Here is a 10,100-nt window from a genome sequence, read left to right as displayed (position 1 = left end):
TCAACGGAAGGAGAAGCGGAGCAATAACCCCGCCTCTCCCACTCCGCCAGAACGTCATTTGCCGTCTTCATGAACTTAGCCCAGATACCGGCAAGCAAGCTCCGGGTACATGGTCTTGTATCCGTACAGGACGTCCATGCTGAGCATTTCTTTCTTATACTTCATGTCGTAGCCACGGACCACGCGCAGGGAAACGCCATTGTAGCTCGTGACATAGGACTGGACGCCCTGCGGCGCGACGAGCGGCCGCGTGACAAAGGCAAAGGCGTTCGGGTTAAACGCGAGGTTTGCCATGTGGCTGGCCGTCAGTGTGACCTCGTCAGTCGTGGCAAGTGCGGGCAGTGCCGGGTACACTTTTGCGGTGATCGTGTTCGTGGCCGCCGTGGCGCCCTCGGTGATGGTGTACGTCTTGCCCTTGACGGTCAGGATGTCGCCGGCAACGAGCGTGCCGGTAAGCGTCGGGCTCGACCCGCCCGATACGGCCAGGACCATTTGAGTGGCGCCGGCGGTAACAGCGGCGTTCGGGTAAATTTTCGGATTTGTACCGCCACCAACGGCGAGTGTTCCGGCCGTGTGCTTTTTGACGGCCTGCGACATGTAGTTGTCGAGGTTAAAAATCGTGCCGATGGAGCCGCGGCGCAGGGCGTCGGTTGTGCCGGACTTCTCGGCGTTGACGACGGCAGGGATGGTTTTGAACTTTGAGTTCGCAACGGGGTCCCATAAGGCGTTGCGCGGAACAACCGGCACCTTATTCTGATCCAGAACAAGCCCGGCGGCCGCGAAATCCGTCAGGTCGTCCGGCGTCGTACCGGCGTCGCCGCCGATATACGGGATGTCCCTGTACAGTTCCAGTCCGTCGCTATTGATCTTCTGCGCCAGCGCCACAGCGGCGGGTTCAATGAAGATGCGGTTCACGTCGTCAAAACTGACGGCGCCCTCCAGTGCCCCGACTTCAACGTCGACAGTCGCTATCGTATCGAGGGTGACCTCCACGCTCTGGCTATCATCGATGGCCTGGGCAGAGGTGCCGGTGTTCGCATCAAACTCGCTGGCATTAAGCACAACGGGCTTCTTCACCTGAATTTTGGCGCCCTTGCCGGTTACAAACTGGCTGGAATAATCCTTATAGATCAGGTTCGGGAAAACAAGATTTTCGATCAGCCGGACAAGCGCCGGTCGGGCAATTTCTTTTACATCAAGCCACTGGTTAGGCATATGTAATCACTCCTTATTTTTTTGTAAATGCTTTCGCATAAAAGTCTTCGTCGGACAGTTTTGACATATCCGACGGTGCCGGGGCTCCGCCCCCGGGCGGGGGCGGGAATCCTGTGCCATCAGCGAAATGTGCTGCGTTTGCCTTTTTGAACTCCTCGGCCCATTCTTTTCCGCCGATGAAGCTTTCGCCTTCAAGCTTGAACGCCTTTGCGGCGAATTCTGATAAAATAGCTTTCTTGCTAAGGTCGTCTCTGGGTTTCAAACCATCAATGAATTTTTCAGCCCTGCTGTCATAGTTGATTTTTGCAAGGCTGGCATCATATTCGGTTTTTGCGGTCTTATTGGATTCCTGAAGCTGTGCGATTTGCTGCTTGAGCGCCTCACTGTCCCCGGACGACTTTTTAAGCTCCTCAAGCTGCTTGTCGCGGTCTTTGATCTGGCCATCGAGCGTCTTCTTTGCCTCATTGGCGGCGTTGAAGTCCGCCCGCGCGACAAAGTCCTTGCCAATCTGCTCAGATACCTTTTTGTCAACGTCCTCGGTGTACGCTTCGCCAAGAATCGTTTTAAGCCATTCCAACATGTTTACCTCCACCCGCTATCCTTGTTAATCCGGCCAGTCCCGGTATTGCGGAGCGCATATTGTTCTCCGTGCGCTACGGTTAATTTTGGTTATAAAAAAGCACCCTGTGAAGGTGCTAAATCTATCGGTCGACTATGAAATGCTCGCCTATTCAGCGAGCATTGCCCTTATTTCCTGCTTCAATTTTTCACATTCTTTATTGAGTTCATCGGTATCTTTTGCATTATCCGATGATCGCTCGTCAATATTCATTTCAGACTCCCATTGATAGGAATCGATCAATTGATCAACCCACGCAATAATTTTATCTTTGTTCATACTACACTGCCTTTCTGTGCGCCGAACGCCGCTTGGCAATCAATGTTTTTTTCGCTTTCTCCAACGTGCCGCTGCCGTATTTTTCAGCAATCGCTTTACGCCATTCCGCATACGTCATGCCCTCCGGCACCTTGTAATTCTTTCCGGTCACCGGATTTCGGGCGGTCCTGACGCCGTCCAGTTCGTCATCAGGATAATATGCAACGGTCGTACAGCGGTCATTCGGATGCATCGGCGGGAAGTTGACGCCCGTTTCGGCGTCACTGACATCGAAGTGTTTCCCGTCCAGCGCCCCGCAGATGACGCAGGTGCGCGCGTCCAGTGTCGCGAGGTATCGGTACTGCTTTACGCCCATAGCCTCATACGCGGTCTTGGCGGCGTCGTTATGCATGCGGTTTGTCTCAGTGCGGATCAGCCGTTCGGAGGCATAGGCTGCGACGTTTAATAGGTCTCGCAGTTCGTTTGCCATCTTATAAACGCCAGTGCCGGATGTTACGCCACTATCGACAATCTTCCCGGCCTCTTTGGCGACGACCTCAGTATTTTTCCAAACGCGCTGTGAATAGTTCTTGCCGGCCCACCTGTTTTCAACCGCCTCAACAATGGTATCGTGTGGCAGCGTGGAGAAATTCACATCGCCCTCATGACCAACAACGGCGTCATACATCGTCTTGTAATAGCCATCGTCGTACGCCCTGATAAGATGCTGCTCACCTATTCTTGGCTCCAGATCAGCCAGGGCGGCCGCTTCGGCCTCGATGGCTTTCTCCAGTGCCTGGACGCGGTTGATTCGGTATGCATATGACGGAGCATTGAGCCGCGCCAAGGCATCCGCGCTGCCGGTCTGCATGTACTCCTCACGAAGCTTTGAAAGAACTTTGGCCGTTTCCTCGATGCTCAGAAGCTTTCGGGCCTCGCGCTCATCAATTCCGGAGACGTTGAGGTAGTTTGCAAAGATCGTTTTTGCGGCGTCGGATAGTCGCTTTCCAGAAGCGGTGTAGAGCGCGCGCAGGCGGCGTATAACGTCGGCAGTGTCTTTATAGGCTTCGGCCTCGCGCTGTAGCGCACGCTGCTCCCAATAGTCGCTCGATTGCATCAGGCGTCACCTTCCGGCGAACCGCTCCCGGGCGGCGTCTCCGGCGGCACGTCGTCATTACCGAACAGCTCCCGCCGCTGCTCTTCAATCTTTTGCTGCTCCTTGTTGATCTGGGCGCGCTCGGCCTGCCAATCAGTGACCAGCGGGTGGGCTTTCGTCTTTGTCTCGTCGCTGACAACGGTATTTGGCGTCTGCGCTATGATCGCGGAAATCTCGGTGTTGTTCTGCGGCTTCGTGCGCTTCCACGTCTGGGTAAACTGCTTTGATTCGTCAGCTCCGAGATAGCGCAGGATAGCCTGTAGGAAATCATTAATTGAGGCTCGGAACTCCGTTTCAAGCAATCCGCTTTTAAGCTCCAGTAAGCCATAGAGAAAGTCAATATAAACGCCGGACTGGTTGCCCGCCGTGTCGGGCTTAGGATTGACAGCCATAGCGGCTACCCAAAACTCGTCATCGAGGATTTCCCGAAGCGCCTTTCTGGCTTCGTAAGGGATTTCATTTTTCAGTGTATCTACGCCGCCATCGTCGCCAACGTCGATGATCTTTTTTGCCTTCATCATTTTCAGACGGTCAACAGGGCGCTGTATCGGATCGCCGTGGTCATCGAGCACTTCGTTGCCGTCTTTGTCGTAGACAGGAGCGTTTTCATCCCCTCGGTAATTTTTGATTACCCAGATGATCTCTTGTATATCGTCGATATCGTTGGCAAATCCAGAAATGAGTTTATCCAGAGCGTCAATGAAATCCTTGTACATGATAAGGTCCGGCAACGCCTTTGCATTATTCCGAAACTCTATAAACGGGACGCGCCCATACGCATGTTGCTGAATATTCCAACTGCCGTTCGGCAGAATCTCATAATTCACGGCGGGCTCCGTTTTTGTCGCCGTCCCGTTCGCTCTGATGAGATAGGCCACCTGCGTATCGCTCCATATCTCGTACCGTGTCGCGGGGCGGCCGTCGTTGTCGTTGTACCCGTAAATGCGAATGAGATATAGGAGTTTTTTCTTGATGGTGGAACGGTCATAAATCGGCACGCAGGTCAGAGGATTAACATACCAGTAATCGAAATTATCTGTGCTGTTGTCCCGCCAGTACGCCAACCATGCGCGGCCGGTGTTCGAACAGTCTGTTCCCAACTGCCGGATTACTTTCGTCCACTGCATGCCCGTTGTGTCCTTGATGGATTTGAGCAAAGCGTCGTCTCCAGCGTTAGAATCGTCCGCAGCCATATCAAACTGAGGCGGCGCGGTGAATAGGTACCCTACCTTCTGGTCAACAACGACGCGGTGCCGGTTTGTGCTGACGCGGTTGTCTGCGCTGTGCAGCGGATTCGACCCGATCAGCCGCAGATACCGATTGACCTCATCAATGGCGGCGGCGCCGGTTAACTTGATTTTGTCTTCATTGCCATAGTAGGAAAATCCCTCTTCGGCGCGCCGCTTCATTTTCTGATATTCGGCGCTGTCGCTGTATATGTAATTCTGGATGATCCGCCGCAGCTGATCTATATCGGTAAAATCGATTGTCAGTGATTGCAAATCCTCACCGCCTTAAAATCTCGTTCCGCCCGGCTTGGCGATTATGGTGTAACAAAAATATCTAACCGCGTCCATTGCATGGTCATGTTTTTTTAACGGTTTGTCTTCTCCATGCTCGGATGCTTTGGCGTCCCAACTATAAGTGCTGAATTCAATAATCGTGTTGGAACATGCGTCCGCAAAAAGGATTTTCCCCCGGTTCAGCAGTGTAGCCACAAAACGGATACCGTCAAGAACGTCATTTTGCGCTTTCCATATCACAAATCCACGCTTGCGTAATTCGGCTATGAATGACGCCGCGCTTGGATCAACAATGACCGCACGCGGCGTTATACCATGCAGGAAAGATGTAAGGTCGGCGGCGTATTCAGCGTCCGTCTTCTGTGCTGACTCGTCGCGGCCGGAGTAGTAGTACTCCTTAACGCAAATCCATTGCCCCGCTTTATTCTGGCACCATAGCAGAAATACTGTGGCGTTCTGGGTGCCGTAATCAATGCTGACATAGTAAACACCAGTTAGGAGATCTGAGGCCTCTTTGATGACGTGCTTCACCGCGTCGAACATGTCATAGATGACGCCCTCGGCCACGACCCACAGGCCGAGAATGAAGCGCTTATAAAAAACGCCTGAGTACATGGCCCGGTATCGAGCCTTTATCTTCTCCGACAGCGACAGATTGTCATCCATCGTGAAATGCAGGTAAATCAGATTCTTTTCCGCAGCCTTGTCAACCCAATTGATTTTGAACCAATGGAATGGTCCTTCAGGGTTGCAGTTGAACCAGAACTTGGAGCCATCGACAGAGCAACGGCCTGTCGCCTGATTGACAAAGCTCTCGGGCATCAGCGCGACTTCATCGAAGAAGCAGCCGGCCAGTGTGATTCCCTGTATAAGGTCCTGAGAGCGCTCATCTTTGCCGCCGAAGATATAGAAATAATTCATCACGCCGCGACGCGTGACGATCAGCAGATTGTCGGCGCGGTGATCGGCGACGCCGTAGCCGCGGGACCGGAGCATCAGCTTCAACCAGAATAGGACATTTCGGCGGAAACTGCCTATCGTCTTCCCGCACATACCGAGATTCATGCCGTCGAATGTCTCCATCGCCCAGAGGACGAAGGAAAGCGACATGGACAGCGTTTTGCCGGAGCGGATAGCGCCGTCGGCAATGATGCCGTCCCGATCATGGACCGGGGAGGAAGGGAGCCACCAGGTTAAAACCTTCAACTGCTTCTGCGAAAAAGGTTTAAATTTGAAGACGGCCTGTGTTATTCGCCGGATTCGTCCGACCACACTTCATCAACCTTCCCGATGAGAGCCGCCATAAAGCCGTCGTCCTCGGTCGAGCCGGGATCATCCGTTTGAGCCTTGGCTTTCAGCGCCGCAATGCGGGCCTTTTGCTCTTCGGTGGCCGCGGCCCAATCTTTGTGCAGCATCTCGTCATACTGCTTGATCATACTCTCCAGCGTTTTCATAGCGCGGGATTGCGCCTGTAAAAAATTCGCTTGCTTATCCCAAGCGAACTGAAGCTCATATTCTTTTTCCCATCCGTCAAAGGAAAGCCCAGATGTTTCTTTCTGGCGTTTCAAAACCTTTGTCATGTCGTCCTGGTCCTTGACGTGCATAATCTTTTGAGCCCGTACAATGGCCGCGTACTGAAGCTGGATGTTATCCCATAGCAGATCGAGCGGGTTACTGCCTCCGATGACCTGCAGAATCTCCTGCGTCTCCTCGGGCAGCCATTTGGAAAAGAAGCCGTGCTTCTCAGCGTTCTTGTTTTCGGCAGGGCTGCTGCTGGCATGCCCCACCGCGTTTTTATTGCCGGGCTGCCCGCCTCGGCGTTTTGCAACGTTGCGTTTAGGCGTTGCGTTGCAATCCCACTTTTGGCGATTCTTCCAGCTGCGAACTGTCCCGACAGGAACGCCCAGGGCATCCGATATCTCAACAAGCAAACGCCCCTGACGATAAAGGTCGTGCGCCTCTAAGGCTTTTTCATTCGGAGTTCGTGACAAGACTCACCACCGCTCTTCGTTTCGTTTTGAAGTCCGTCCGAAGACTTCTTCTCGTCATATCGACACCGCGGAAGGGGACAATACGGCTTGCCGATATCTTTCCTGAAAAAAGGACAAAGCTCGCACACATGAATCCGATCCATGTTCATCCCCTCTTTTGGGCATAAGAAAAGCGCCGGCCGATTGGCTGACGCTTAAATATTCTCTTTTGCTGCTGATCCCATTTGATACAGAATCTAAAAAGTCGGAATATTTCAAACGAGTATTGACAAATGTGCGTCCAAGGCGTGCTATAACAATTGTAAACGGGACATTATTCACAGGAGGTTCAATATGGAAAAAAAGCCGTACCAAGATCCAGAAATCAATCAATTTGTTAAAATATTCAATAAATATAGGATTTACGCGAGTAACTCAGTATATAATTATGATCGATTACTACATTATTGCAGTATGAATATTTTGGGGTGTATACTTAACAATGGTACCTTTCGGTGTACTAGCCTAAACAATGTTGAGTTAAACGACCAGTTCGAAGCCAAACGCAAAAATGTTGAGGAATTCGCTGGAAGTAGATTTATTGCTTGTTTTTCACATTGTCAGTATGAAATCGTTCCTTTTTGGCATAATTACGGCGGCAAAGAAAAGAAACGCAAGGTTGTTCTAAAAATCAAGAATTTTTCTGACAATATAACAGATGTAATCTGCACTGATTTTTGTTATCTACCAAGCGGGAAAAAACTTTTTTTCTTAGGTGATGATTACAAAGCCACAGTAAATGTTAACGGACTTATTGGAAAGAAAATAGGAATTCCGCCTATAAATACAGACTTTGATTTACGGACATGTATCAGAAGCATATCCCTATTTGATGTAAAATACTTACCGCTAAAGGATAATGTATTTACACAAGATTATCTTATTAGAGAGGACGGTATTATCAAGTACTATGATCCAACCGAGCTCGGTAGACATAAAACGGAACATTGGGATTACGAAAAAGAGACTCGGTTAATGTGCATTACCGAAGAAGAGGACTTTTGTGTTAGTCCTTATATCGATTTGCGTATTACTGAACGTTTCTTCGAAAATCTTGAGATAGTTATGTGTCCCTGGGCTGAAGATGGTCTTTATGATGAAATTCACGATATAATTAATTTTTCACCAATACCTGACTCAATAAAAAATTCGATCAAAGTTGTTCGTAGTGAACTGCATGGTCAAGTACTTTAATATCAGCGGAACCCGATTAAGATTAAATGATTCCAATATGATACTCCATATTACCATATTATAGGAAGATGCTCAACAAAGACAAGGACTTCCGAGTTGTCGGAAGTCCTTAAATACATCTTTACTTACTATCATTTTATCACAAAAAAAGTCAATGTCAAGTCCCGGACTCAATAATACATCAATCCGTCGCGTACCGCCAATACCGCCGCCTGCGCCAACACAATGGCCCTGTAGTTATAATACGTGGTCTTACCGAGATCCATCGCTTTGCACACATCCTCCTCGGACAGGTTCAACCTGAATCCGTACTCGATGACATTCTTGGCGTCGGGGTCCGTTTCGCAACGTTCGATCAACTCGTCAAACACCTGCGCCCATCGTTCGTCTGCCTCCTGCTGCTCCTCCAGGTCGCTGTATATCGCCTCTACGCTCTCCCGGGACGGCCGGACTCTGCCGCCGCCGGTAACATGCGGACGACTGGTGTCAATAGCGCCTGAGGACGTCGGGGATGGCACAGGACCGCTGGCGTAATCAATCAGCGTTGCAGCCTGCTTTGCGGTCATATGTACGCGGGCACCCTCAAAATATTGGTGAAGTCTATATGCTATGAAATTGATTGTCTCTCTGGGAAATACCTGCACTATGCTGCCCCCTTTACTTTCTATACTCTTGCTGGATTTACCCCGTTGGGTTTTGCAGACGCTGCGGGCGTCGCTGGCAATATATGGCTTGTAAGCCTCGCCCATACCCTTGAGTGTGGGCGAGGTTATCGATTGAATCAACCGATAAGAACCAAACGACTTATTTATTTTCTGCTTCAACTTCACTCAATAATTTCGACATGCCAAGGCAACGTTTTCAAAGCGTTAGCCCTCCGCGTCTCAGTACATGCTTTATTATCAACAAACGTTACCTCGCCCGTCTCGGGGTCTTCGCATCGCGTATAGGTTGGTATACCGTTCATGATGCAGAATTCTTCTGCTATGCCAAGCCGCCCCTCTAGCCGCCTCTTAGCACTCATGAGGCTCATATACCGCACAAGGAATTCCCGCAGGTCATGGTTCTCGTAATCCCACAGCAACTCAAATAATCTGTCAGAGCCGATCACACTACCCATGCCGATCTTGTTCAACTCGGCCATAGTGTAAAAATAGTCCTTAATGCCCCATTTGTTGCCGTCGTATCGCTTTTCAATTGGGAATAGGGTTACGAGCTCAGCAGGTGTCAGGTTTGCCATATAGGACATTATGGCGTCGTACATAACGGCTAGGCCTTTCAGATCTTCCGCGCTGCCATCTGGCCGCCCGCTTGTATTTACCCATTTGACGCCATAAAACACGAGCTGCTTGACATGCTGGCCGTCTTCGGGCTCGTTAAAATGGTCACAGCACTTCTGGATAAAATTCTTGAAGTATATTTGTCTGAAATTTGGAGTAAAAGTAAGAAGCTTGAGCATAAAATACCTCTCTCGTTATGTTTTTTACTTTGCCGTGATACGCTGAGCTTTCCGGCAGGGTCACTTTTTTAATAGTGCAGAGCTTCGCATAGAGCATCGATGACGGTCGCATATGAAGACGATGATTTAAGCCTCCGGTCTTCTGCATACCATCCGACAAGCCGCATCAGATCACGCTTATATGATGCATATAACCTGTCTCTATCGGGCCGTTTGTCACGTTCTGCGCGAGATATCAGTTCCCCGATGCGGCGGTCTATGTCCACGATTTCGGGAAAGGTTAAAGGCTTCGGGTCCACCGGTTGCCAAAGTTGAAATGCGCTGCCGGCCCGCCGCTTGAGCCTGGTATCTGTCGTTAGAACTTCTCCGAGTGTTCTGTACATTTTTAATCCTCCCTAGGTATTGATTTGCCGGATACGCCATACCATGCGAACATTGCCGTACCCGTATTTCCATGACGGTTTTTTGCGACTATGATTTCAAGTTCATCGGCCTCCCATTGTGGGGCTGCCTCTTCGCGTTTGTAATATCCCGGTCTATACATGAGCATGACACCGTCCGCATCCTGCTCAATATCCCCGGAATCGCGCAGGTTATGGAGTTGCGGGCGCTTATCCTTCGTCGCTTCGGACTCCCTGTTGATCTG

12 protein-coding genes are annotated in these 10,100 nt (G+C 50.5%); 1 reads left to right on the top strand and 11 read right to left on the bottom strand.

Annotation, left to right across the window (positions count from 1 at the left end; genetic code table 11):
* Positions 1 to 75: 75 nt before the first annotated feature.
* The 7 genes from BUB60_RS19170 to terS all read right to left on the bottom strand — a co-directional run bounded on the left by BUB60_RS19170 (position 76) and on the right by terS (position 6,762).
* Positions 76 to 1,215, bottom strand: coding sequence for a major capsid protein (locus tag BUB60_RS19170; protein ID WP_073083290.1), 1,140 nt, complete (start codon positions 1,213 to 1,215; stop codon positions 76 to 78).
* Positions 1,216 to 1,228: 13 nt separating this feature from the next.
* The gene (locus BUB60_RS19165; RefSeq protein WP_073083225.1) at positions 1,229 to 1,795 is read right to left on the bottom strand and encodes a phage scaffolding protein; all 567 of its coding nucleotides are present in this window, start codon (positions 1,793 to 1,795) and stop codon (positions 1,229 to 1,231) included.
* A gap of 147 nt (positions 1,796 to 1,942) precedes the next feature.
* Positions 1,943 to 2,113 carry a hypothetical protein gene (locus BUB60_RS20335; protein WP_159435486.1) on the bottom strand — a complete coding sequence of 57 codons (171 nt, stop codon included), beginning with the start codon at positions 2,111 to 2,113 and terminating at the stop codon, positions 1,943 to 1,945.
* Position 2,114: 1 nt separating this feature from the next.
* Positions 2,115 to 3,209, bottom strand: a complete 1,095-nt coding sequence (locus BUB60_RS19160; RefSeq protein ID WP_073083228.1) for a minor capsid protein — start codon at positions 3,207 to 3,209, stop codon at positions 2,115 to 2,117.
* Positions 3,209 to 4,750 carry a phage portal protein gene (locus BUB60_RS19155; protein WP_073083231.1) on the bottom strand — a complete coding sequence of 514 codons (1,542 nt, stop codon included), beginning with the start codon at positions 4,748 to 4,750 and terminating at the stop codon, positions 3,209 to 3,211. The genes BUB60_RS19160 and BUB60_RS19155 overlap by 1 nt, the downstream gene beginning before the upstream one ends.
* A 12-nt stretch (positions 4,751 to 4,762) precedes the next feature.
* The gene (locus tag BUB60_RS19150) at positions 4,763 to 6,043 is read right to left on the bottom strand and encodes a PBSX family phage terminase large subunit (protein ID WP_242941242.1); all 1,281 of its coding nucleotides are present in this window, start codon (positions 6,041 to 6,043) and stop codon (positions 4,763 to 4,765) included.
* Positions 6,019 to 6,762, bottom strand: a complete 744-nt coding sequence (gene terS, locus BUB60_RS19145; RefSeq protein WP_073083287.1) for a phage terminase small subunit — start codon at positions 6,760 to 6,762, stop codon at positions 6,019 to 6,021. Before terS ends, BUB60_RS19150 begins: the two co-directional genes overlap by 25 nt.
* 333 nt (positions 6,763 to 7,095) lie before the next feature.
* Here terS and BUB60_RS19140 point away from each other — a divergent pair, with 333 nt between their 5' ends.
* Positions 7,096 to 7,995: a hypothetical protein gene (locus BUB60_RS19140; protein WP_073083285.1), complete on the top strand. Its 900-nt coding sequence runs from the start codon at positions 7,096 to 7,098 to the stop codon at positions 7,993 to 7,995.
* A 170-nt stretch (positions 7,996 to 8,165) separates the two neighbouring features.
* Here BUB60_RS19140 and BUB60_RS20475 read toward each other — a convergent pair whose 3' ends face one another.
* The 4 genes from BUB60_RS20475 to BUB60_RS19120 all read right to left on the bottom strand — a co-directional run.
* A complete protein-coding gene (locus tag BUB60_RS20475) occupies positions 8,166 to 8,825 on the bottom strand; it encodes a hypothetical protein (RefSeq protein WP_073083281.1) in 660 nt (219 codons plus the stop codon).
* Positions 8,822 to 9,454, bottom strand: a complete 633-nt coding sequence (locus tag BUB60_RS19130) for a hypothetical protein (protein ID WP_073083277.1) — start codon at positions 9,452 to 9,454, stop codon at positions 8,822 to 8,824. The genes BUB60_RS20475 and BUB60_RS19130 overlap by 4 nt, the downstream gene beginning before the upstream one ends.
* Positions 9,455 to 9,522: 68 nt before the next feature.
* Positions 9,523 to 9,837, bottom strand: coding sequence for a hypothetical protein (locus BUB60_RS19125; protein ID WP_073083273.1), 315 nt, complete (start codon positions 9,835 to 9,837; stop codon positions 9,523 to 9,525).
* A 2-nt stretch (positions 9,838 to 9,839) separates the two neighbouring features.
* Positions 9,840 to 10,100: DnaB-like helicase C-terminal domain-containing protein (locus BUB60_RS19120; RefSeq protein WP_242941241.1), on the bottom strand; the 261-nt coding region annotated here is incomplete at its 5' end.

This window comes from Sporobacter termitidis DSM 10068 (assembly GCF_900130065.1).
Lineage (GTDB): Bacteria > Bacillota > Clostridia > Oscillospirales > Oscillospiraceae > Sporobacter > Sporobacter termitidis.
This window is presented reverse-complemented; position numbering and strand designations above follow the sequence as displayed.

Coding starts and splice junctions, on each gene's coding strand:
- BUB60_RS19160 (WP_073083228.1), bottom strand. CDS start 3,209: ATGCAATCGAGCGACTATTGGGAGCAGCGTGCGCTACAGCGCGAGGCC.
- BUB60_RS19165 (WP_073083225.1), bottom strand. CDS start 1,795: ATGTTGGAATGGCTTAAAACGATTCTTGGCGAAGCGTACACCGAGGAC.
- BUB60_RS19130 (WP_073083277.1), bottom strand. CDS start 9,454: ATGCTCAAGCTTCTTACTTTTACTCCAAATTTCAGACAAATATACTTC.
- BUB60_RS19140 (WP_073083285.1), top strand. CDS start 7,096: ATGGAAAAAAAGCCGTACCAAGATCCAGAAATCAATCAATTTGTTAAA.
- BUB60_RS19125 (WP_073083273.1), bottom strand. CDS start 9,837: ATGTACAGAACACTCGGAGAAGTTCTAACGACAGATACCAGGCTCAAG.
- BUB60_RS19170 (WP_073083290.1), bottom strand. CDS start 1,215: ATGCCTAACCAGTGGCTTGATGTAAAAGAAATTGCCCGACCGGCGCTT.
- BUB60_RS20335 (WP_159435486.1), bottom strand. CDS start 2,113: ATGAACAAAGATAAAATTATTGCGTGGGTTGATCAATTGATCGATTCC.